Origin of the sequence: Streptomyces sp. NPDC088354, from assembly GCF_044753585.1 — a bacterium.
Lineage (GTDB): Bacteria > Actinomycetota > Actinomycetes > Streptomycetales > Streptomycetaceae > Actinacidiphila.
The window spans coordinates 408,534-429,120 of the sequence record NZ_JBIVNJ010000002.1 but is presented as its reverse complement, the minus strand read 5'-3'; the positions used below and the strand labels follow the sequence as shown (position 1 = coordinate 429,120).

Sequence of the window (20,587 nt, the reverse complement as noted above, 5' to 3'; positions counted from 1 at the left end):
GGCTCCGGCACGTCTTCGAGGTGTGCCGCGACGGCAGGGCGCCGCTGCACGTCTGTGGTCCGCCGGCGACGTCGTCCACCGGCGCGGACGAGCCCGCCGCGCCCGCGCGGGCAGGGCGCCGTCCGCGTACCGGTCCCGGTCGCGCAGGTCTTCCCGACCGTCGCAGGCCAGGCGTGATACCCGACGGGCATCACAGGGGCCGCAACAGGTCTTGGACCGCCGCGGCGCCTCGCGACAAGACTCGGCTGCATCACATCCGTCTGGAGTCGTCGAGAGAGGCGAGCAGCATGAAGGTCTTCGTGACCGGAGGGTCCGGGTACATCGGGCAGGCGACGATCAAGGCGCTGGTGCGCCGGGACATCCAGGTCAGCGCCCTGGTCCGCAGCGATCAGGCGGCGGCGGTCGTGAACGGGCTCGGGGCGGCCGCGGTCCGCGGCGCGCTCACCGACACCGCTGTGCTCACCGAGGCGGCCCGCGCCGCGGACGGGGTCGTCCATCTGGGCCAGCACGCCGGCCCCGACAGCGGCGACATCGACCGGGCGGCCGCCGAGGCGCTCCAGGACGGGGCCGGCCCCCGCCCGTACGTGCACACCGGCGGGATCTGGGTCTACGGCGACACCGACGGCGTCGTCGACGAGGACGCGCCGTTCATCCCGCCGCGGCTCACCGCCTGGCGGCTGGAGAACGAGAAGCGGGTCCTGGCCCGCGCCGCGACCGGCGAGCGGCCCGTGGTGGTCATGCCCGGCGTGGTGTTCGGCCACGCGGCCGGCCTGGTCGAGGCGTTCTACGCGCAGCCTGGGCGCGCCGACGGCGCTGTGCCGTGCATCGGGGACGGCGCCAACCACTGGTCCGTCGTGCACGTCGACGACGTCGCGGAGCTCTACGCGCTCGCCCTGGGCGCCCCGGCGGGCTCGGTCTTCGCGGGCACCATCGACGTGTTCCCCACGGCCGCCGAGATCAGTCAGGCGGTCAGCCGGGCGATCGGGCGCCCGGGCGCCGTCCGCCACCTGTCGCCCGCCGAGGCCGAGGAGCGGATGGGCCCGATCGCCCAGGCGTTCGCGCTCGACCAGCGGATCACCGGCGCCCGGGCCCGCCGCGAGCTGGGCTGGGCCCCGACCCGTCTGGACCCCCTCGCCGCCCTCGCCGACGGCTCCTGATCCGCGATCGACGTCGTGCCTCCTCCCGAACGCGCATAGGCTCGTCCGGGAGGAGTCCGGCCGCGAGGGAGGTGCCCGTGGACCTCGATCTGCGCAAGCTGCGGTACTTCGTCGCGGTGGCCGAGGAACTGCACTTCGGGCGGGCCGCCGAGCGGCTGCACATCGCGCAGCCGGTGCTGTCCCGGCAGATCCGGGCGCTGGAGCACGAACTCAGGGCACAGTTGTTCTCCCGCGACCGCCGCACCACCGGCCTGACGGCGGCGGGGGAGCAGCTCCTCGCCGACGCCGGGCCTCTGCTGGCCGCGGCGGAGGCGGCGCAGCGCCGGGTGGCCCGTGCCGCACTCGGGGGTCCGGGGACGTTCACCGTCGGCTTCATGCCGGGCCTGATCGTCACCGGCGCGGTCCGGGAGTTCTCCGGGCGCCATCAGGGGCTGTCCGTGGAGGTCGTCAGGACCGGCTGGGACGACCAGACCGAGGCCATCCGTGACGGCCGGGTCGACGTCGGGTACGTCAGGATGCCGCTCGACGCCCGGGGCCTGGACATGTGCGAGCTGATGACCGAGGCGCGGGTCGCGGTCCTGCCCGCCGACCACCGCTACGCGGGCAAGCCCTCCCTCGGCATCGCCGACCTCGCCGGCGAGCACCTGCTGCAGGACCCGGACGCGGTCCCGGAGTGGCGCGACGTCGCGCAGGAGCTGCGCACCGACGCCCCGGCCCCGGTCCCGGCGTTCCGCACGGTCGAGGAGAAGCTGGAGAACGTGGCGGCCGGGCGCGGTGTGGTCGTCCTGCCGCTGTCCACCGCTTCGTACTACACCCGCCCCGACGTCACCCACGTCGAACTGTCGGACATCGGCCCGAACCGGGTGTGCCTGGCCTGGGACGGCAGCCGCCACGACCCTCTCGTGGAGGAGTTCGTCTCCGTCGCCCTCGCGCACCGCCCCCCCGTCCCTCACGGGCTGCCCCTCGATTGATTGTGGGGTGCGCCCGCCTGGGAGTTTGGCTGGTGGGTGATTCAGCAGGCCATCGTGCGGACGTGCACGAGTTCGGTGCCGGGCTTGCGGCGGGTGGTCCTGCGGGCGGCGCGGTCGGCTCATCGCTCATGACGACCCCCTCATCGAGGCAGGGGAGGAGTCCCCCTGCCTTCCGCCACGATCCTTGCCCGTCCTCGGCGTTGACCGGCAGAAGATCCGGGAAGATACGGGGCTGTTCCGGGCAGCCGGTCGGCCCGCTGTGTGGCCCACCTCGGCACCGGCCTGTCCGGCGCCACGGATGCCGACCCGCCCGTTCAGCTGCTGAAATCGCACCCACCAGCCGCACCTCCAGGCCGACACACCCCACAATCCATCGTGGGGCAGCCCGTTGGCACTCCGCGCGTCCCCGGCCTGCCCGGTGCCCCCGTCCGGCCGGACGGGGGCACCGTCGTGTGACGGGGATCACGGCCCCCGGCCGCATAGTGGAGCGGGGGCCGGCGTCTTTCCAGAGGTGCAAGAGGCGGTGAAGGGCGGGGCGGTGTTGATGGGTTCGACGCGAACGGATGAGTTCGACGAGTTCGTGACAGCCCGTTGGTCCGCTTTGTTCCATCTTGCGCGGTTGCTGACCGGTGGTGACCGCCATCGGGCCGAGGACCTGCTCCAGGAAGCCCTGGTCAAGCTGTGGTTCGCGTGGCCGAGGGTCGGCTCCCAGGCGCCCGAGCCGTATGTGCGCAAGGTGCTGGCCCGGGCGGCGGCGCGATCCGCGCGCCGCCGCTGGTGGGGGGAGCGGCCGGTGGGGGAGGTGCCGGAACGGGCCGCGGCCGGGGACGTGTCGGCGGCCGTCGCCGAACGCACGCGCCTGGAGGCGGCCCTGGCGCTGCTGCCGGCGCCGCAGCGAGCGGCGGTGGTGCTGCGCTACTACCAGGACCTGCCGGAGGCGCAGGTCGCGGAGGCGCTGGGCTGCCCGCTGGGCACCGCCCGGTCGCACGCGTCACGCGGCATCGCGCGACTGCGGCAGCTCCTGGCCGATGCCATCGAGCCGGTGGGATGAGGGACGAGGGAAACGGGGGAGAGGGGATGGACTCCATGGACGACTTCGAGCGGCGACTGGCGCGGATGATGCACGCCTCCGAGCAGCACACCCCCTTCGAGCCCCGGCACCGGGAGCGGCTGCGTGACGGGGTCGTCGTCCGGCGCCGGGTGCGTACCGCGTGGCAGGCCGGCAGTTCCGCGGTCGCGGTGACCGCCGTCGCCTGCGCCCTGGTCCTGCTGCCCGGTTCCTCGTCCGGTCAGGTGGTGCCGGCCGGCCCCGGCGGTCCGGCGACGTCCGGTGCGGCGTACCCGAGCACCTCCGCACCGGCGGGGCCGAGCGCCGGCGGCAGCGCCAGCTCCAGCCCCACCTTCTCGCCGTCGGGCGCGGACACGGGCGGGACGCCGACCGCGCCCACCGGCTCCGCGGATCCGTCGACCGCCACCGCCTCCGTCGCCGACACCGCCACGAGCAGTTCCACCGCCACCGCCACCAGCACCGACACCGGCACGGCGTCGGGCGGGCCCGGCTCCACGACCTCTCCGCCGGTGAGCCCGTACGGGAACTCCACCGGCACGGGATAGCACCCGCTCGCCCCGTCACCCCACCGCGCCACCACCCCACCGAACGCCCGTAGTGCCGTCGGCGCGCCCGCGATGCGGCCCCGGCACGGCCCGGCATGCCCCGGCGCGCTCCGGCACGCCCCGACGCAGAGAGCAGATACGGACAGACCATGAGAAACGAACCACCCGGTGCTCTGAGGGAACGCGTCCCGCTGCCGGCCCGGCACCAGGAGCCCGTCCTGGACGTGGTCGTCCCCGTCCACAACGAGGAGGCGGACCTGGAGCGGTCCGTGCGGCGGCTCCACGCCCATCTGCGCGAGACCTTCCCCTACCCGTTCCGGATCACCGTCGCCGACAACGCCAGCACCGACCGGACCCCGCTGATCGCGGCCCGCCTCGCCGAGGAACTGCCCGAGGCGCGGTGGCTGCACCTGGCCGAGAAGGGGCGCGGCCGGGCGCTGCGCACGGCGTGGTCCCACTCGACGGCGCCGGTACTGGCCTACCTGGACGTGGACCTGTCGACCGATCTGGCCGCCCTGCTCCCGCTCGTCGCCCCGCTCATATCCGGGCACTCCGACATCGCCATCGGCACCCGGCTCGCGCGCGGCTCCCGCGTCGTACGGGGACCCAGGCGGGAGGTCGTCTCCCGCTGCTACAACGCGATCCTGCGCTCCACCCTCGCCGTCCGCTTCACCGACGCGCAGTGCGGATTCAAGGCGGTGCGCCGTGACGTCGCCGAGCGGCTGCTGCCGATGGTGGAGGACGCTGGGTGGTTCTTCGACACCGAGCTGCTGGTGATCGCCGAGCGGGCCGGCCTGCGCATCCACGAAGTGCCCGTGGACTGGGTCGACGACCCCGACAGCCGGGTGCACATCGTGTCCACCGCCCTCGGCGACCTGCGCGGCATCGCGCGCATCGGCCGTGCCCTGGCCGGCGGCCGGCTCCCGCTCGCCGAACTGCGCCGCAGCGCCGTGGCCACCGAGCCCCCGGGGGGCCTGCTCTCCCAACTGCTGCGTTTCGCCGCCGTCGGCGTCGCCAGCACCGTCGGGTACGTGGCGCTGTACGCGGCCCTGCGACCCGCCACCGGCGCGCAGGCCGGCAACGCGCTCGCCCTGCTGGTGTGCGCGGTCGCCAACACCGCGGCGAACCGCCGGCTCACCTTCGGCGTGCGTGGCCGCACGGGCGCCGCCCGGCACCACGCCCGCGGGCTCGCGGCGTTCCTGATGGGGCTGGCGCTCACCAGCGGGGCCCTGGCCGTGCTGCACCACGCGGCACCGGGCGCCGGACAGCGGGTCGAGACCGGCGCGCTGGTGGCCGCCAATCTCGCCGCGACGCTGCTGCGGTTCCTGCTGCTGCGGTCCTGGGTCTTCCCCGGCCGGCACACCCCGCGGACGGGAACCGGCTCCCGATGACCCTCGTGCCCGGCACCCTCGACGCGCCCGTCGGCACCCGCCCCCCGGCCGACGGCGATCCGCCGGCAGAACCCTCCCGCGCCGCCCGCTGGGGCCGTGTGCTGGCGACGTACGGCACGCTGAAGCTCGCCGGCTTCGCGGTCTTCCTCCTGCTGCTGCGGTACGCGGGCGACTACCGCACGAAGAACCCGCGCTTCGGGGGCGGCGCGCGACCCTGGGACGTCCTCGCCAGCTGGGACGGCTGGTGGTACCAGCAGGTCGCCGCGCACGGTTACCACCCGGCCCTGGTGCCGGTGCCCGGGGCCACCGGCCTGATCACCCTCGAAGGCAACTCCGCGGCCTTCTTCCCGCTCTACCCCGCGGTGATGCGGCTGGTCGCGGAGTGCACCGGCCTCGGCCTGTACGGCGCCGGGATGCTCGTCTCCGTCGTCTGCTCGTTCGCCGCCGCGCTCGGCGTGTACGTCGTCACCGCGCGCTTCGGCGGGCACCGCGCGGGACTTGCCGCGGCCGGGCTGTGGGCCGTGTGGCCGGGCTCCGGCATGGAGTGGTCGGGGTACTCCGAGTCGCTCTACGTCGCCCTCGCGGTCTGGTCCTGCCACGCCGTCATGACCCGCCGCTGGATCACGGCGGGACTGCTGACCTTCGCCGCCGGACTCGCGCGGCCCACCGCCACCTCGCTGATCGCCGCCCTCACCGTCGCCGCGCTGCTCGCCCTGGTGCGAGACCGGCGGCGCTCCGGCGTGCTGCGTCCCCTGGCCGCGATCGCCGTGGCGCCGCTCGGCCTGTTCGGCTACCTCGGCTGGGTGGGGTACCGCATGGGCGACTACGGCGGCTACTTCGCGCTGCAGGAGGGCGCCTGGGCGCACACCTTCGACTGGGGGCGGTACACGGCGGACGTGTTCACCTCCGTCCCGGTGGGCCGTTTCGACTACCTGTCCGCGTTCCCGTTCGCCGATCTGATCGGCGTGGCCGTGGTCCTGCTGGACATCGCGCTGATCTGGCTGCTGATCCGCCTGCGGCCGCCCGCGGAGCTGGTCGTCCACGCGGTGCTCACCGTCGTCACGGTGCTCGGCACGCAGCAGATCTTCAGCAACGTCTCGCGCTATCTGCTGCCGGCCTTCCCGCTGTTCATCCCGCTCGCCCTCGTCCTCGGCCGGCTCAAGGCCCCGCACCGGGCCGTACTGCTCGGGATCGCCGCCCTGGCCTCCGGCTCGTACGCGGGCTACGCGCTCTTCGAGCTCGGTGTGCCGTAACCGCACCGCCGTGCGGGGCGTTGGACCTCGGCGCCGGACCCGTCCCCCACCGGGCCTTCCCACTGGAGCCGCCATGTCCTCCCACGCCGCCATGCCGCCGCATCCCGCCGAGGCGCAGCCGCCGCCCGGGGACGGGCGCGCCGGGCGCCGCCTCGCCCTGGTCGGCGGATCGCTGGGCAATCTCGTCGAGTGGTACGACTGGTTCGTCTACGCGAGCTTCGCCGTCTACTTCGCCGAGTCCTTCTTCCCCGGTGGCAACCCGACCACCCGGCTGATGAACACCGCCGGGATCTTCGCGGTGGGCTTCCTGATGCGCCCGGTGGGCGGCTGGGTGCTCGGCAGGGCCGCCGACCGGCACGGCCGCAAGAGCGCGCTGACGCTCACCGTCGCCATGATGTCGGTCGCGGCGCTGCTGATCGCGGTCGCGCCCAGCCATGCGCGGGCCGGCTGGCTCGGCGCGCTCGTCCTGCTCGTCGCCCGGCTGCTGCAGGGGCTCAGCATCGGCGGCGAGTACGCGGCCAGCGCCACCTATCTGACCGAGGCCTCGGCGCGCGACCGGCGGGGGCTCGGTTCCTCCTTCCAGTACGTGTCCATGACCGGCGGCCAGCTGCTCGGCCTCGCGGTCCTGATCGCCCTCCAGCACCTGCTGACGGAACGGCAGTTGACGGACTGGGGCTGGCGCGTCCCCTTTGTGCTGGGTGCGGTCCTCGCGGTGGTGGTGCTGTGGATCCGGCGCAGCCTGGAGGAGACCGAGGCCTTCGCGGAGGAGGCCGCCGAGCCCGCCGCCGCGCGGGGATCGCTGGCCCTGCTGTGGCAGTACCGGCGGCAGGCACTGCTCGTCATGGCACTGACCCTCGGCGGGACGGTCGCCTACTACACGTACACCACCTACCTGACGAAGTACCTGATCGGCAGTGCGGGGATGGCCAAGACCACGGCCACGCTGGTGAGTTTCACGGCCCTGGCGGTCTTCGCGCTGCTCCAGCCGCTCGCGGGCGCGCTCTCCGACCGCGTCGGCCGCCGTCCGCTGCTGATCACCTTCGCCGTCGGCTGCTCGGTCTGCACCTACCCGGTGATGACCGCGCTCGGCTCGGTGACGACCTACTGGCCCGCCCTCGGGCTGTCCCTGATCGCCCTCACCGTCGTCACCGGCTACACGTCCATCAATGCCGCGGTGAAGGCCGAGTTGTTCCCCACCAGGGTGCGGGCCCTGGGCGTCGCGTTGCCGTACGCGCTGGCCAACGCGCTGTTCGGCGGGACGGCCGAGTACGTGGCCCTGTGGTTCAAGGACGCGGGGCACGAGAGCGCGTTCTTCTGGTACGTGTCCGGGTGCGCGCTGGTCTCGCTCGTCGTCTACGTCCTCATGCCGGACACCCGTGCCGTCGCCCTGAGCCGGGCCGAGGCGCGCGACGACGGCGTACGGGCCGAGCCGGACACGACCGCTGAGGCATCGTCGGAGCGCACCGGAAGGCAGTGAACCGGCGGGCGGTGATCCGGTGAATGTCATGGCCACGTAAAATTAACCTCGTCGCTCTACCCGCATAGATCCCAGGAGGCCATCCTGATGCGCGGACCCGGTGATCTCAGCGATCGACGAGAGGACCACAGATGAGGACGTTGACGAAGGCGCTGGCCGCGACGGCCGCCGCCGCGGCCTTCACGGTCATGGCCCAGCCGGCGCACGCGGTGGTGCCGCCCGAGCACGCGATCATCGTGTGCCAGAGCGCCAGCTTCTACGCCAACTACGACAGTTCCTCCGGACCCAGCGGCCTGATCCGCGTCCTGGGCTACGGCAACAAGGTCGGCCACACCCGCGGCGCCCACCCCGTCTACAACGGCTGGGCCGCCACCTTCGACTTCGGCAAGGGCGACTGGGGTTACGTCCGCAACGAGTGCCTCGGCGGCTACGGCTCCTGGTGAACCGCCCCCGCCGTACCCGATCCGCCACCGCCCCCCGACGCAGGAAGGAACCACCATGCCCCTACCCCGCACCCTCCGGATCTCCCGCGCCGTCGTCGTCGCCGCAGCCCTGGCCGCGGGCCTGCTGACGACCGCGGGCCCCGCCCGTGCGGCCGACGGCACCATCGGCCGGCGTGAGACCGTCTGCGCCCAGGACCTGTACGTGCGCACCGCCCCCGGCGGCGCGTGGACCGGGACCCTGTACACGGGCCAGACCTTCACCGTGGAGAGCAAGCAGAGCGGCTGGGCCTACGGGTTCGCCTACGGCAACATCAACCGCCACGGCTGGGTCCAGGACGGCTGGTTCTGCTGATCCCCGCCCGGGCCCTCCCGGCTCACCGTGCCACGGCGGCCGGTCCCGCCTGCTCGCTCGCCCCGCCGGGCGACACGGCGCGCGGGACCGCCGCCGTGCCGGACTGCGCCGGCGCGGGAGCCGGTCCGCCGCGCCGCTGCTCCGGCGCCGTGGGGGAGTGGGTGGGACTGGCCGGCGGCACGGGATCGCCCTCCCGCCGCGCGGCGGTCAGGACGAGCAGCACGCAGGCGAGCGCCGCCGCGAGCCCCAGCACGGCCACGGCGGCGGGACGGACCCGCATCGGCGGGCGGGTCAGCAGGGACGGCGGGGCCGCCCGGCGCAGGCTGTCCGGGCCCACGGTGCGGGCCTTCGCGTCCAGCGCGGCACGCAGGAGCTCCTCGGTCCCGGCCCGGTCCGGCCGCTGGACGGCGGCGGTCATGACGGCACCTCCAAGTGACGGGCCAGGGCGTCCAGCGCCCGGCTCGCGGTGGACTTCACCGCGCCGCGCGACAGCCGCAGCGTGTCCGCGATCTGGGCCTCGGTGAGGTTCGACCAGTAGCGCAGCACGAGCACCTCCCGCTGCCTGCGCGTCAGCCGGCCGAGCGCGGCCAACACCTCCCGGTGCTCCTCACGCAGCAGCACGTACTCCTCCGGGGGCGGCGCGTGCCCCTCGCGCTCCGGAACGTGGGCCCGCATCGTCCTGCGCCGGCGCAGCACGGACCGGGCACCGTTGACCACGCTGGTGCGCACGTACGCCTCGGGGTCGTCCACGCCCGCCAGCCGTTCGCCGTGCCGGCGGTAGAGCGCGGCGAAGGCGTCCTGCACGACGTCCTCCGCGGTGGGCAGGTCGTCGACCAGGAACAGTGCCAGACGCACGAGGTCCAGACGGCGGTGGTGGTACAGCTCGTCGATCTCCGGCCGCGCGGTGTGCCCGGGCCGTCCGGCGCGCACCTGGGACGACGGGTGCACCGCCCGCGCCGCGGGCCGGCGGGCGTCCCCGGACACGGCGCTCCGCAGCCGTGCCCAGACGTGCCGGAGCGGGGCCGTCGGGAGGGCGGGGCGCGACCCCACAGCCGCTGTGCTCATGGATCTCCTGGGTAGCGGTTCGGGAGGCGGGGGGGGGGGGGGGGGGGGGGGGGCCGCGCGGGGGGGGGGCCCCCCGGGGGGGGGGGGGGGGCCCCCCCCCCCCCCCCGGCCCCGCGGGGGGGGGGGCCCCCCCCCCCGGGGCGGGCGGGGGGCGGGGGGGGGGCGGGGGGGGGGGGGGGGCGCCCCCCCCCCCCGGGGGGCCTCTGGGGGGGGCGGGTTGGGGGGGGGGGGGGGGGCCGCGGGGGGGGGCCGGGCGCCCGCCGTGGATCAGCGCGCCGGTGCGGGTGCCGGCACGGCACCGGTCCTGGCCTGGGCCGGAGCGGGCGCCGGGACGCCCTTCGCGGGCGCGGCGTGGGCCTGGGCCGGAGCGGGCGCGGCGTGGGCCTGGGCCGGCGCCGGAGCGGGCGCGGCGTGGGCCGGAGCCGGAGCGGGCGCGGGGGCGGCGTGGGCCGGAGCCGGAGCCGGGGCGGCGTGGCCCGTTCCCTTCGCGGGGGCCGCGGCGGGCGCAGGTGCCGGGACGTCCGCGTCGGCCTGCGCGGCGGGCGCGGGCGCCGGCTTCGGCGTGGCGGCGTGCGCGGTCATGGCGGCGCCGCCCAGGGCCAGGGCCGCCGCGACCGTGGACGTACCGACCACGAGACGTGCCCGATGCCGGCGGGCCAGGCCCGCGATGGCGTGACGTGCGGTCATACCGTTCCTCGAATCATCCGGTGGAGAGCTGGGTCGAAGGCGCCTTCACTCCCACAGACGTGCGCGGCCGCCGGAGGTTGCAGGTGGGTCCCGTGAGATTTTCCGCCCGGCGCTCCGCACCCCTCCGCCGCCCCCGGCCCCTCCACCCCGCGCGACCCCTCCGCAGCCTGTCCCCGCCACTGCCGGGCATCACCACCCCGTTCGGCCTGGCCTCCACCGCCGAGGAGGGGCTTCATGACGCGGACCTCGCCGGCCGGCGTGCCGTCGTCACGGGCACCGCGTCGGGCATCGGCGCCGAGACCGCCCGTGCGCCGGCCGCCACCGGCGCCGAGGTGACCCTCGCCGTGCGCGACACGGACGCGGGGAGCCGGGTGGCGGCGGACATCACCGCGCCCACCGGTGACACCGCCGTCCGCGTGCGCACCTCGGCGTCGCCGACCGCCGCCTCGACGTGAGCGCCCGCATCGCCGGGCCGCGGCCGGGAGCGGACGAATCCGGCGGGGCGCACGCCCGAAGCGTGCCGGGGGGCGCAGAATGTCGGGAACGGCGGGACCGTTGACCCCCGACGCGCTGGAGGCCCCTCATGCCGTACGCCACGTCCCCGTATCCGCCCGGCACGCCGTGCTGGATCGACCTCATGGTCCCCGATCAGCAGGCGGCGCTCGACTTCTACCGCGACCTCTTCGGCTGGCAGGGCGAAGTCGGACCGCCCGAGACCGGCGGCTACGCGGTCTGCACGCTCAAGGACAGGCCCGTCGCCGGCATCATGGCGACCATGGCCCCCGACGGTGCTCCCACCCCGCCCACGGCGTGGACCACCTACCTCGCCACGGCCGACGCCGACTCCGCGACGGAGGCGATCACCAAGCACGGCGGCACGGTGCTCTCCCCCGGCATGGACGTCATGAGCCTCGGCCGCATGGCGATCGCCGCCGACCCGACCGGCGCCGTCTTCGGGCTGTGGCAGGCCGGCGAGTTCCTGGGCGCCCAGGTCGTCAACGAGCCCGGATCACTGGTGTGGAGCGAGCTCGCCTCCGGCGACCTCAAGAGCGCCTCGGCCTTCTACTCCGCGGCCCTGGGACTGGAGACGGAGCCGATGGAAGGCGCCTCCGACTACTTCTCCCTCACGGTGAACGGCCGGGTCGTCGGAGGTGCGCAGGGGCTGGACAACCTGCCGCCCGAGACCCCGCCGCACTGGCTGGTGTACTTCAGCGTGGACAACACGGACAGCACCGTGGACGCCCTCGTCCGCGCGGGCGGCAATGTGCTCGCCGCGCCCTTCGACATGTCGGCGGGCCGCCTCGCGGTCGTGCAGGACCCGCAGGGTGCCGTGTTCGGGCTCATCGACGCCACCGGTCCCGAACTTCCCTGATGCCCGAGCCGGCCGGGGCCGCCGCCCTTCACGGGGCGGCGGCCCCGGCCGTGCCGGTCGTTACCGCGGCTACTTCTGGTCGGGGTGCAGGACCACCTTGGTGTAGCCCTCGATGCGCTTGTCGAACTTCTCGTACGCCGAGGGCGCGTCGGACAGCGGCAGTTCGTGGGAGACCACGAAGCTCGGCTTGGCACGGCCCTCGATGATGAGGTCGCGCAGTTGCCGGTTGTACTGCTTGACGTTGCACTGCCCGGTGCCCACGCGCAGCGCCTTCTCGAAGAGCCGGCCGATGGCGACCAGCAGCCGCCCGCTCTTGGCCTGCTCGTCGGGGCCGCCGGGGTCGGAGGGTACGTACAGGCCCGGGACGCCGAGCGCCCCGGTCGCGCGCACGGTGTCGATGAGCGAGTTGAGGACGGCCGCGGGCTCCTCGCGGTCCTGGCTCTTCGCCTGGGCCTGGTAGCCGACGGCGTCGATGCCCTTGTCGGTGCCCGCACCCTTGGTGTGTTCCTTGATCTGCTCCACCGGGTTGCCCTCGGCGAAGTTGATCGGGATCGCGCCCATCTCCTCGGCCTTCTGCAGCCGTTCGGTGACGCGGTCGACCACGAACACCTTGGACGCGCCGCGGATGAGGGCCGAGTACGCGGACATGAGACCGACCGGACCGCCGCCGTACACCGCGACGCTCTCGCCGGGCCGGACATCGGCGAGTTCATTGCCGTGGTAGCCGGTCGGGAAGATGTCGGCGAGCAGGACGAAATCCGTCTCGTGCTCGGTGCCGGCCGGCAGCTTCAGACAATTGAAGTCCGCGTACGGCACCCGCAGGTAATCTGCCTGACCGCCGGGCCACGGGCCCATGGCGACATATCCGTAGGCTCCGCCTGCGAAGCCCGGATTCACGGTGAGACAGAATCCGGTGAAGCCGGCCGAGCAGTTCTTGCAGAATCCGCAGGCGACGTTGAAGGGCATGACCACGCGGTCGCCCTTCTTCAGGGACGTGACGCCCTGGCCGAGCTCCTCGATGATCCCCATGTTCTCGTGCCCGAAGACGATTCCCGCCTCCGCCGCGGTACGTCCCTCGTACATGTGCAGGTCCGACCCGCAGATGGCGGTGGACGTGACCCGGACGATCACATCGTTGGGGTGGTGTATGCGGGGTTTTTCGACTTCCTCCACTGCTACTTCGAACGGTGCTTTGTAGACGACGGCCTTCACCTGACACCTCCGTTGGTGTCGTGCTCTCGTACGTGCCGGAGGCGAACGCCGCCGCGTTCCCGGCGTGTCCCGATGGGAACGGACGGTGAGTGGGCCACGGCCGTTCGCCTCGCGTGACCTATTTCTCATGCTGCCCCCGTGGGAGGAATGGGACAAGCCAGCTAATCTTTACCCGGTATTGAGCTGTTTTGGTTTGTTTTCCAAGGAAGGTGGGAACAGTGGCGCAGCGTTTGGGAACCCTCCTGGTCCCCGTGCCCGGGCTGTCCGGCACGACATACCCGGTGGGCACGTCCGTGGTGATCAACGGGCGCGGGTCGTCGGTCGACGCCTTCGTGGACGGTGACTGGCTCCCGCTCGCGTGGTGGGAGTTCTCCGAGGGGCACGCCGAGGACGCGACCGAGCTCTGACCCGGGGCCGCCCGGCTCGCCCCGTCCGCCCCCGTGCGCTCAGCCGCGCGGGGCCACGAACAGGCTCTGGACCCCCCGGCCGATCGGCCCCCGCTCGTCGTGGAGCGCGGCCTCCGCCATGCCGATCCCGGCGCCGTCGACGACGGTGCGGGCGTCGAGGCAGACCCACTCGCCGACCGGGTGACGGTGCAGGTGCACCGTCAGGTCGGGGTTGACGAACAGGTGGGCCGAGAAGTCCAGCACATTGCTCACCCCGTTCCCGGAGTCCGCCGCCACCAGCACCCGGTCCAGCGGGGCCGTCTTCTCCCCGGCGACCAGGGGCACCCGCATGCGCAGCCAGCAGGTCGCCGGACCCGGCTCCAGGTAGGAGCCGGCGGCGAAGCGCGACTCCATCGCCGTGTGGTAGCCGACGTCCCAGGGCACGGGGAAGAACGGCACCGCCCGCGACTCCCGCGGCCCCGGCACCGAGGAGCCGGGTGCCACCTCGGGCACCGCGCCCGGCTCGGTCCGGATGCGCAGCGCCCTGGCCCGCATGATCTCCTTGCCGTCGTCCGCCGCGAGCGACGCCTCCACCAGTTCGACGCTGCGGCCCTCGCGCAGCACGCGGGTGCCCACGGTGAGTGGCAGCAGCGGCACGGGGCGGTGGATCTCGAAGGTGATCCGGGTCAGCCGCATGTCCTCGCGCGCTCCCGGGCGCTCGCGCACCGCGCGGCCCAGCAGCGCGGCCGGCGGTCCGGCGTGCTGGCTGTGCGCGTCCCAGGGCCCCCGGGTGTACTCGGTGGGGGCGAAGCGCTCCTCGGCCACCCGCTCGAAGAAGGCCTCGGCACTGCTGGGGCTGGACGGGACGGTCACGACGGCTTCTCCTGCCCGGGGGTCGACCTGGAAGCTACTGATCGGTAGGCGCCGGTGGGGGTCAGTAGACCAGGGCCGCGGGCCGCGGGCAAGGCCCCTTCCCCACCCGCGGGTGCTCAGGGGAACGTGTGGACGACCTGGATCTTTCCGACGATGTGCGTGTTGAACTCGTCGAGCTCCTCGGCCGGCACCCACAGCTCCAGGATCGTGCGCCCGCCGGCCTGCTGCACGGGGTAGCGCTCCAGGAACGCCGTGTCGACCTCGAAGCGGGTGACGAAACCGGCCCCGTCGTGCTTCACGTTCCAGTCCCGGGCGATCCGGATCGCGTAGTCCTCGTTGAGCACCGGGTAGAAGATCGGCTGTTCGGGCAGCCGGGGCGGCCAGGCACGCCAGCCGAGCTCCCGGACCAGGTCCAGTTCCACCGGTCCGGTGGGCCGCCACAGCGTCGTCGTCGTTCGTGGTGAGGTCACGGCGCTCCCCAGTCCAGCCGCAGGACGGCCAGGTCGTCGGTGTGGCGGTCGGCGTCGAGATCGCGGATCCGTGCGATCACCCGGTCCAGGTGGGCCCCCGGGTCGGCCGGGGAGACCTGGCCGATCAGGGCCAGCAGCCCGTCCGCGCCCAGGCGTTCGCCGGAGCCGCCGGTGCCGTCGGCGTGACCCTCGACGAGGCCGTCGGTGTAGAGGGTGAGCGCCCCGCGGGCGGGCAGGGCGAACGTGGTGGGCGGCCAGTGCGCCAGGTCCGGCATGATGCCCAGCGCGATGCCGTGCTCGGCCTCGACCGGGCCGGTGCCCGCGTCGGCGGTGAGCAGCGGTTCGTGGTGCCCGGCGAGGTGCAGCGTCGCCGTCCTCGCGGACAGGTCGAGCGTGAGCAGGGTGCAGGTGGCGAAGAGGTCCGACTGCGCCCGCTCGGCGACCAGGATCCGTTCCAGCAGGCGCAGCAGGTCGCGTCCCCGGTGGCCGCCGAGGGTCAGCGCCCGCCAGGCGACCCGCAGGCAGACGCCGAGGGCGGCCGCGTCGGGGCCGTGACCGCTGGCGTCCCCGATCACGGCGTGCACCAGCCCGTCACCGGTCTGTACGACGTCGAGGAAGTCGCCGCCCAGCAGGGCGCGTTCGCGGCCGGGGATGTAGCGGCTGGTGGCCGTGACGGCCTCGGTGGTCAGCAGGGGCCGGGGGAGCAGCCCGCGTTCCAGGCGGGAGTTCTCCTCGGCGCGCAGGGCGCCGGCCTGCAGGGCGGCCGCCGCGCGCTCGGCCTGCTTGCGCTGGACCGCGTAGCGCACGGCGCGCTGCAGCAGTTCGGGCTCGACCTTGCCCTTGACCAGGTAGTCCTGGGCGCCCGCCGCCATGGCCCCGGGGCCGGCCTGGGACTCGGCGAGGCCGGTGAGGACGATGACCGCGGTGTCCGGTGCGGCGGCCTGCACCGCCGCGACGCCCGCGGGCCCGCTGGCGTCGGGCAGGTGCAGATCGAGCAGCACGCAGTCGGCGGCCTGCGCGGCGAGTTCGGACCGCGCCTCGCCCAGCGTCTTGTGCCAGGTCAGCGCGTACCGCAGGCCGGTGTCGGCGAGGAGCTCGGTGACCAGCAGCGCGTCGCCGGGGTCGTCCTCCACGAGCAGGATGCGGTAGTGCGGTTCCGGCGGGGGGCCAGGGGCGGGGGTCATCAGGCTCGGGGCTCTCCGGTGCTGTCCCCACCGGCGTCCGCGTCGGCGGGCACCGGGGCGGGGAGGGTGAACGTGATGCGGGTGCCCGGAGTGTGCGCCGGGTCCACGCCGATCGTCCCGCCGTGGAACTCCACGATCTTCTTGCACATCGCCAGGCCGATGCCGTTGCCCGGATAGGCGTCCTTGGTGTGCAGGCGCTGGAAGATCACGAAGACCCGCTCGGCGAACTCCGGGTCGATGCCGATCCCGTTGTCGGTGACGGCGAAGTGCCACAGGTCGCCCTCGCGGACCGCCTCCAGGTGGATCCTCGGCGGCACGTCGGGGCGGCGGAACTTCATGGCGTTGGAGACCAGGTTCTGCCAGAGCATGCCGAGTTGCGTGGTGTCCCCGACGACGGTGGGCAGCGGGTCCCGGGTGATCTCGGTGCCGGACTCCTCGATCGCCACACTCAGCGAGTCGAGGGTGCGGTCGACGACGGCGTCCAGGTCGACGGTGCTGTGCTCGTTGTGGATCCGCCCGACCCGGGAGAAGGCGAGCAGATCGTTGATGAGGGTCTGCATGCGGTTGGCGCCGTCGACGGCGAAGCCGATGTACTGGTCGGCCCGGTCGTCCAGCTGCCCGCCGTAACGGCGCTGCAGCAGCTGTGTGAAGCTCGACACCTTGCGCAGCGGCTCCTGCAGGTCGTGCGAGGCCACGTACGCGAACTGCTCCAGCTCGGCGTTGGAGCGCTTGAGTTCCGCGGACTGCTCGTCCAGCAACTGCCGGGCCCGCTCGGCGAACGCGAGCTCGTCCGCCAGGCGCCGCCGCATCGCCTCCACGTCACCGGCCAGCTGCCGCAGGTCGGCGGGACCGGTCGGGGTGATGGGATGCTCGAAGTCGCCCCGCGCGACCATCCGGGCGTCGTCGCTCAGCCGGGTCAGCGGATCGGTGATGCCGCGCCGCAGGCCCTCGAAGACGAGTGCGGCCAGCACCACGATGAGGACGGCGGCCGCGGCGAACACCCAGTTGCGCAGCGCGATCGACCGGTTGAGCCGGTCCCCGGCCGCCAGGCGGGCGTCCCGCAGGTGGTCCTGCTGGCGGGTGGTGGCCTTCCGCAGCGCGTCGAAGCTCCGCTTGCCCGCGTCCGCGCGCTGGGTGGCCAGCCGGACGGCCTCGTCGGCGGGGGCGCCGGCGATGGGGCGGGCGATGGTCCGCTGCCAGGCCTCCGCGGCGTTCTCCACCTCGGCCAGGTCCGCGCTCGCCTGCTCGTCGCCGCGGACCAGGGGGCGGAGCCGTTCCAGCGCGGTCTTCTCGTTCGCCAGGCCCTCGGTGTACGGGGTGAGGAAGTCCTTCTGCCCGGCGAGGCCGTAGCCGCGGACGCCGGTCTCCTGGTTGACCAGGGCGGCCTCCAGACGGACCGCGTTGACCAGTGCCGGGGAGCGGGTGTCGACCAGCTGCCGGGTGATCGTCGTGTTCCGGTCCAGCGACCATATGCCCAGCGCCCCGAGGACGGCGAGGACCGCCAGGGCCGCGCTCACCCCCACCCGGAGCCAGCGGCGCGTCGTCCACCGCGCAAGCCGGCCCGTTTCCTCCACCACGTCGCCGCCCCTTCCGATGCCGAATCCGTGTCCTGCTCGTCGCCACGGCCGCTCCGGACTCCGTGCGGCAGGCACTCACTGTAGCCGCCGCCGCGACAACGTCTGTTGTCCTCGCTGATCGCGACCCCCTAGGGTGGGGCCATGCCCGGCACCCACTCCTCCCCGCGCCCCGCCGAGCGGGGGACCACCGCGCCCGCGGCGACGGCGGTCGACGACCTCGCCGTCCGCCGGGGCGCCCGCGGACGCCGGCCCGGCCTCGTGACCACCGCATCCCCCCACCGCCTCCCGCGAGGCACCGACCGGACCCGGAGCCGATGATGATGATGATCGCCTCACCCCGCCCCTACGACGTGCTGCTGGTCGAGGACGACCCCGCCGACGCCATGCTCATCGGGGACGCCCTGTCCGAGCGCGGCGCCCGGAACCTCACCCAGGTCGAGGACGGTGTCGCCGCGCTCGACTACCTGCGCGACAAGAGCAACGCGCGCCCCGACCTGATCGTGCTCGACCTCAACATGCCGCGCATGAACGGCCGCGAGCTGCTGGCCATCCTCAAGGCCGACGACGACCTGCGCGCCATCCCGGTCGTCGTCCTGACCACCTCCTCCGCGCCCGACGACGTCACCGGCGCGTACCAGCGGCACGCCAACGCCTATGTCACCAAGCCGGTCAACCTGGACGACTTCGAACGCGCCGTGCAGAGCATCGACGCCTTCTACCTCGACACGGTCACCAAGCTGCCGCGCGAGTAGCCGCCGCCGGGCGGCGTGCCGGCTCATCCCCGGGTGCGCCGCACGCACGCGGCGACCACGGCCCGCAGGTCGTCGCCCCGTTCCCGCAGGTCCCGCTGGAAGCGGGCCCCGTTGCCGGCCTTCAGCAGGCCGGCGAGGGCCTCCTGGGCGGGCACGAGGTCGCCGTTGTCCTCCAGGGCGTCACGTACGTGCTCGAACAGGGCGCGTACCGCCGCCTCGGCCGGCACCGGCTCCATGCCGAGCGGGTGGAGGAGCCGCCCGCCCAGCCCCTCGCTGGCCGCCCGCCACGTCGCCAGCCGCAGCAGCGCGACACTGTGGCGCGCCGGCGGTTCGCCGTCCTTCCACCGCCGGGTCGCGGTCTCCACCAGGGCCCGTACGAGGGTGGCGAGCAGCGCCGTGTGCCATGCCTCCAGGCACACGTCGGCGACCCTGATCTCCACGGTGGGGTAGGTCTGCGAGAGCCGGGCGTCGAAGTAGACCATGCCCGCGTCGCGCAGCGCGCCCGTGCCCACCATCGCGGTGACCAGTTCGTGGTAGCGGTCGGCGGAGCCGAAGACCTCGACCGGACCGGCCGAGGGCCAGCGTCCCCACACCCGGTTGCGGTAACTGGCGTAGCCGCTGTCCTGGCCCTGCCAGAAGGGGGAGTTGGCGCTCAGCGCGAGCAGCACGGGCAGCCACGGGCGGATCCGGTCCAGGACCGCGACGCCCTCCTCGTCCGACTCCACCGCCACGTGGACGTGGCAGCCGCAGGTGAGCTGTTCCTGTGTGGTCAGCCCGTACTGGTCGCGCAGCCACCGGTAGCGCTCGCCGGTGCTGAGGGCGGGGTCCACCGGCAGCGGCGAGGTGGCGAGCGCGGCGACCGAGGCGCCGAGGTCCTCGGCGTGCCGGGCCGCCTCGGCCCGCCAGCGGGTGATCTCGGCGCCCAGGTCCTCCATCCGGACCTGCGGCCGGGTGGCGAACTCCAGCTGCTGGCGCTGGAGTTCCGACTCGAACACCTCGCCCCCGGCCGCCCCGTCGCGGCGTGCCGAGGCCAGCACCGCCGTCGACAGCGCCCGGGGTTCGCCGGTCTCGGCGTCCAGCAGGAGGAGTTCCTCCTCGACGCCCACGGTGCGAACGGCTGTCATGCGACGGCCGAATCGTCCAGCGGCCTCGCGCCCGGCAGGCGCAGCCGCGCGGCGATGAGGGCGGCGTCCACGTCGCTGGTGCCGGTCGCCACGCACAGGGTGTACGAAACGTCCTCCAGCCGGCGCCGGACCACCGGGTCCGCCGGGTCGAGCACGCGCAGCGTCTCGTAACGGTCGACGAGGTCGTTCAGCACAGCGGGGTGGGCCATGAGCATGGGTCTCTCCTCGATAGTCCGCGGCACCGACCGGGCCGAACGGTGTGTCTGATCGCCGCTTACCCCGGCTCCGGGGTGTCACGCAGGGCGACGGCGCGCCGGATGTGCCCGGTGGGCCCCGGGTGCGCGCATGCGGACGGGGGGGGGCCCCGGGCCGCCCCCCCCCCCCGGGGGGCCGGGGGGGGGGGCGCCCCGCCCCCCCCCCCCCCCCGCCCCCCCGGGGGGGGGGGGCGGGGCGCGCCCCCCCCCCCCGGGGGGGGGGGGGCCCCCCCCCCCCCCCCCCCCCCCCCGCCGGAGGAGGAGCCGCGGACTGATGAACCGTCAGTGGTCGAGCTCGGGACGGCTGTCCTTCTTCTTGACCCGCTTGCCGCGTCGCGGCTTGGCCTCCACGCCGCCCCAGAAGGCCAGGCCCTGCACCTTGATGACCGGGGCTCCCGGGTCGGGGGCCTCGTACGCCTCGACGTCGGAGCCGCCCATGATGCCGACGACGCCACCGCCGCGCAGGGTCACGTTCTCCGGCACCTTGATCTCGACGCCGCCCATGATGGCGGTGCAGTTGATGACGACCTCCGGCGCGGTGAACGTCGCCTCCGTCAGGTCGATCACCACCCCGCCCAGGATCGCGACCGCGTTGATCTTCGAACCCACGCGCCAGCGGCCCTTGCGCTCGGCGCCGCCGAGGATGCCGACGAGGTTGGGGTTCTCCCCGGAGTGGTCCGGGACCCAGTGCCGGGCCCGGTCGGGGGCGGCCGCCGGGGCGGGGACCGGAAGGTCGCGCACGAAGGGCTCCAGCTCGCCGACGGTCTTCGCCGCGTACACGCCGTCCAGCCGCTCCGAGTGCTCCTCGGTGGTCAGACGTCCCTCGGCCAGGGCATCGCGAAGAATGTCGGCCACCCGGTCGCGGTCCGCGTCGGACGCGCGGATGTCGACTTCGGCGACAGGGGGACTCAGGGGCTGCTGCTCACGCTTCTGGAGCGAGGACTCATCCACGGGCCTACGGTACACAAACGCG

Annotated in this window: 24 protein-coding genes; 13 read left to right on the top strand and 11 right to left on the bottom strand. The window is 74.1% G+C overall.

The features are described from left to right. The first annotated feature begins 287 nt into the window (after positions 1 to 287). The 9 genes from ACIP98_RS05250 (at position 288) to ACIP98_RS05210 (ending at position 8,658) form a co-directional block, all read left to right on the top strand. Entirely contained in the window at positions 288 to 1,157 is an 870-nt protein-coding gene (locus tag ACIP98_RS05250; protein WP_401973826.1) for an NAD-dependent epimerase/dehydratase family protein, read from the top strand. 77 nt (positions 1,158 to 1,234) lie between these two features. Beyond that, positions 1,235 to 2,128 carry a LysR family transcriptional regulator gene (locus tag ACIP98_RS05245; protein WP_401973824.1) on the top strand — a complete coding sequence of 298 codons (894 nt, stop codon included), beginning with the start codon at positions 1,235 to 1,237 and terminating at the stop codon, positions 2,126 to 2,128. A gap of 544 nt (positions 2,129 to 2,672) precedes the next feature. Beyond that, a complete protein-coding gene (locus tag ACIP98_RS05240; RefSeq protein WP_401973823.1) occupies positions 2,673 to 3,179 on the top strand; it encodes a SigE family RNA polymerase sigma factor in 507 nt (168 codons plus the stop codon). Between the two features lie 26 nt (positions 3,180 to 3,205). Continuing rightward, positions 3,206 to 3,742, top strand: a complete 537-nt coding sequence (locus ACIP98_RS05235) for a cellulase (protein WP_401973821.1) — start codon at positions 3,206 to 3,208, stop codon at positions 3,740 to 3,742. 149 nt (positions 3,743 to 3,891) lie between these two features. Continuing rightward, the gene (locus ACIP98_RS05230) at positions 3,892 to 5,133 is read left to right on the top strand and encodes a glycosyltransferase (protein WP_401973820.1); all 1,242 of its coding nucleotides are present in this window, start codon (positions 3,892 to 3,894) and stop codon (positions 5,131 to 5,133) included. Then, positions 5,130 to 6,386, top strand: a complete 1,257-nt coding sequence (locus tag ACIP98_RS05225; RefSeq protein WP_319660414.1) for a hypothetical protein — start codon at positions 5,130 to 5,132, stop codon at positions 6,384 to 6,386. Before ACIP98_RS05230 ends, ACIP98_RS05225 begins: the two co-directional genes overlap by 4 nt. 73 nt (positions 6,387 to 6,459) lie before the next feature. Beyond that, on the top strand, positions 6,460 to 7,863 hold the full coding sequence (locus tag ACIP98_RS05220; protein WP_401973818.1) for an MFS transporter: 1,404 nt from the start codon (positions 6,460 to 6,462) through the stop codon (positions 7,861 to 7,863). Between the two features lie 131 nt (positions 7,864 to 7,994). Continuing rightward, positions 7,995 to 8,306: a hypothetical protein gene (locus ACIP98_RS05215; protein ID WP_401973817.1), complete on the top strand. Its 312-nt coding sequence runs from the start codon at positions 7,995 to 7,997 to the stop codon at positions 8,304 to 8,306. A gap of 55 nt (positions 8,307 to 8,361) precedes the next feature. Further along, positions 8,362 to 8,658: a hypothetical protein gene (locus ACIP98_RS05210; RefSeq protein ID WP_319660411.1), complete on the top strand. Its 297-nt coding sequence runs from the start codon at positions 8,362 to 8,364 to the stop codon at positions 8,656 to 8,658. A gap of 22 nt (positions 8,659 to 8,680) precedes the next feature. Here ACIP98_RS05210 and ACIP98_RS05205 read toward each other — a convergent pair whose 3' ends face one another. The 3 genes from ACIP98_RS05205 to ACIP98_RS05195 form a co-directional block, all read right to left on the bottom strand. After that, positions 8,681 to 9,076, bottom strand: a complete 396-nt coding sequence (locus ACIP98_RS05205) for a hypothetical protein (RefSeq protein WP_401973815.1) — start codon at positions 9,074 to 9,076, stop codon at positions 8,681 to 8,683. Continuing rightward, positions 9,073 to 9,723, bottom strand: coding sequence for an RNA polymerase sigma factor (locus ACIP98_RS05200; RefSeq protein WP_401973814.1), 651 nt, complete (start codon positions 9,721 to 9,723; stop codon positions 9,073 to 9,075). Before ACIP98_RS05200 ends, ACIP98_RS05205 begins: the two co-directional genes overlap by 4 nt. A gap of 267 nt (positions 9,724 to 9,990) precedes the next feature. Continuing rightward, positions 9,991 to 10,410, bottom strand: coding sequence for a hypothetical protein (locus tag ACIP98_RS05195; RefSeq protein WP_401973812.1), 420 nt, complete (start codon positions 10,408 to 10,410; stop codon positions 9,991 to 9,993). Between the two features lie 92 nt (positions 10,411 to 10,502). On the opposite strand from ACIP98_RS05195, the gene ACIP98_RS05190 reads away from it, so the two are divergent. Together ACIP98_RS05190 and ACIP98_RS05185 are read left to right on the top strand one after the other, a co-directional pair. Beyond that, positions 10,503 to 10,865 carry an SDR family NAD(P)-dependent oxidoreductase gene (locus ACIP98_RS05190; RefSeq protein WP_401973810.1) on the top strand — a complete coding sequence of 121 codons (363 nt, stop codon included), beginning with the start codon at positions 10,503 to 10,505 and terminating at the stop codon, positions 10,863 to 10,865. A gap of 128 nt (positions 10,866 to 10,993) precedes the next feature. Beyond that, positions 10,994 to 11,782 (top strand): VOC family protein, encoded by a 789-nt coding sequence (locus tag ACIP98_RS05185; RefSeq protein ID WP_319664016.1) that lies wholly within the window; start codon positions 10,994 to 10,996, stop codon positions 11,780 to 11,782. Between the two features lie 69 nt (positions 11,783 to 11,851). Here the strand turns inward: ACIP98_RS05185 and ACIP98_RS05180 are convergent, their stop codons facing one another. Further along, positions 11,852 to 12,994 carry a glutathione-independent formaldehyde dehydrogenase gene (locus ACIP98_RS05180; protein ID WP_401973808.1) on the bottom strand — a complete coding sequence of 381 codons (1,143 nt, stop codon included), beginning with the start codon at positions 12,992 to 12,994 and terminating at the stop codon, positions 11,852 to 11,854. A 218-nt stretch (positions 12,995 to 13,212) separates the two neighbouring features. Here ACIP98_RS05180 and ACIP98_RS05175 point away from each other — a divergent pair, with 218 nt between their 5' ends. Beyond that, entirely contained in the window at positions 13,213 to 13,401 is a 189-nt protein-coding gene (locus ACIP98_RS05175; RefSeq protein WP_319664014.1) for a hypothetical protein, read from the top strand. A 39-nt stretch (positions 13,402 to 13,440) separates the two neighbouring features. Here the strand turns inward: ACIP98_RS05175 and ACIP98_RS05170 are convergent, their stop codons facing one another. The 4 genes from ACIP98_RS05170 to ACIP98_RS05155 form a co-directional block, all read right to left on the bottom strand. Beyond that, on the bottom strand, positions 13,441 to 14,253 hold the full coding sequence (locus tag ACIP98_RS05170; protein ID WP_401973806.1) for a thioesterase family protein: 813 nt from the start codon (positions 14,251 to 14,253) through the stop codon (positions 13,441 to 13,443). Between the two features lie 116 nt (positions 14,254 to 14,369). Next, complete coding sequence (locus ACIP98_RS05165; protein WP_319664012.1) at positions 14,370 to 14,723, bottom strand: hypothetical protein; 354 nt, start codon at positions 14,721 to 14,723, stop codon at positions 14,370 to 14,372. Further along, positions 14,720 to 15,907, bottom strand: coding sequence for a SpoIIE family protein phosphatase (locus ACIP98_RS05160; protein ID WP_319664011.1), 1,188 nt, complete (start codon positions 15,905 to 15,907; stop codon positions 14,720 to 14,722). Before ACIP98_RS05160 ends, ACIP98_RS05165 begins: the two co-directional genes overlap by 4 nt. Continuing rightward, a complete protein-coding gene (locus tag ACIP98_RS05155) occupies positions 15,907 to 17,484 on the bottom strand; it encodes an ATP-binding protein (RefSeq protein WP_401973804.1) in 1,578 nt (525 codons plus the stop codon). Before ACIP98_RS05155 ends, ACIP98_RS05160 begins: the two co-directional genes overlap by 1 nt. Positions 17,485 to 17,804: 320 nt before the next feature. Here ACIP98_RS05155 and ACIP98_RS05150 point away from each other — a divergent pair, with 320 nt between their 5' ends. Next, entirely contained in the window at positions 17,805 to 18,236 is a 432-nt protein-coding gene (locus tag ACIP98_RS05150; protein ID WP_401973982.1) for a response regulator, read from the top strand. Positions 18,237 to 18,259: 23 nt separating this feature from the next. On the opposite strand, the gene ACIP98_RS05145 is transcribed toward ACIP98_RS05150, so the two are convergent. The 3 genes from ACIP98_RS05145 to ACIP98_RS05135 all read right to left on the bottom strand — a co-directional run bounded on the left by ACIP98_RS05145 (position 18,260) and on the right by ACIP98_RS05135 (position 20,565). Further along, a complete protein-coding gene (locus ACIP98_RS05145; RefSeq protein ID WP_401973802.1) occupies positions 18,260 to 19,360 on the bottom strand; it encodes a glutamate--cysteine ligase in 1,101 nt (366 codons plus the stop codon). Continuing rightward, entirely contained in the window at positions 19,357 to 19,575 is a 219-nt protein-coding gene (locus ACIP98_RS05140) for a DUF5133 domain-containing protein (protein ID WP_319664008.1), read from the bottom strand. Before ACIP98_RS05140 ends, ACIP98_RS05145 begins: the two co-directional genes overlap by 4 nt. A gap of 321 nt (positions 19,576 to 19,896) precedes the next feature. Then, complete coding sequence (locus ACIP98_RS05135; RefSeq protein WP_319658762.1) at positions 19,897 to 20,565, bottom strand: DUF1707 domain-containing protein; 669 nt, start codon at positions 20,563 to 20,565, stop codon at positions 19,897 to 19,899. Positions 20,566 to 20,587 lie beyond the last annotated feature (22 nt).

Coding starts and splice junctions, on each gene's coding strand:
- ACIP98_RS05145 (WP_401973802.1), bottom strand. CDS start 19,360: ATGACAGCCGTTCGCACCGTGGGCGTCGAGGAGGAACTCCTCCTGCTG.
- ACIP98_RS05195 (WP_401973812.1), bottom strand. CDS start 10,410: ATGACCGCACGTCACGCCATCGCGGGCCTGGCCCGCCGGCATCGGGCA.
- ACIP98_RS05220 (WP_401973818.1), top strand. CDS start 6,460: ATGTCCTCCCACGCCGCCATGCCGCCGCATCCCGCCGAGGCGCAGCCG.
- ACIP98_RS05185 (WP_319664016.1), top strand. CDS start 10,994: ATGCCGTACGCCACGTCCCCGTATCCGCCCGGCACGCCGTGCTGGATC.
- ACIP98_RS05215 (WP_401973817.1), top strand. CDS start 7,995: ATGAGGACGTTGACGAAGGCGCTGGCCGCGACGGCCGCCGCCGCGGCC.
- ACIP98_RS05140 (WP_319664008.1), bottom strand. CDS start 19,575: ATGCTCATGGCCCACCCCGCTGTGCTGAACGACCTCGTCGACCGTTAC.
- ACIP98_RS05230 (WP_401973820.1), top strand. CDS start 3,892: ATGAGAAACGAACCACCCGGTGCTCTGAGGGAACGCGTCCCGCTGCCG.
- ACIP98_RS05225 (WP_319660414.1), top strand. CDS start 5,130: ATGACCCTCGTGCCCGGCACCCTCGACGCGCCCGTCGGCACCCGCCCC.
- ACIP98_RS05250 (WP_401973826.1), top strand. CDS start 288: ATGAAGGTCTTCGTGACCGGAGGGTCCGGGTACATCGGGCAGGCGACG.
- ACIP98_RS05200 (WP_401973814.1), bottom strand. CDS start 9,723: ATGAGCACAGCGGCTGTGGGGTCGCGCCCCGCCCTCCCGACGGCCCCG.
- ACIP98_RS05235 (WP_401973821.1), top strand. CDS start 3,206: ATGGACTCCATGGACGACTTCGAGCGGCGACTGGCGCGGATGATGCAC.
- ACIP98_RS05210 (WP_319660411.1), top strand. CDS start 8,362: ATGCCCCTACCCCGCACCCTCCGGATCTCCCGCGCCGTCGTCGTCGCC.
- ACIP98_RS05205 (WP_401973815.1), bottom strand. CDS start 9,076: ATGACCGCCGCCGTCCAGCGGCCGGACCGGGCCGGGACCGAGGAGCTC.
- ACIP98_RS05150 (WP_401973982.1), top strand. CDS start 17,805: ATGATGATCGCCTCACCCCGCCCCTACGACGTGCTGCTGGTCGAGGAC.
- ACIP98_RS05160 (WP_319664011.1), bottom strand. CDS start 15,907: ATGACCCCCGCCCCTGGCCCCCCGCCGGAACCGCACTACCGCATCCTG.
- ACIP98_RS05240 (WP_401973823.1), top strand. CDS start 2,673: ATGGGTTCGACGCGAACGGATGAGTTCGACGAGTTCGTGACAGCCCGT.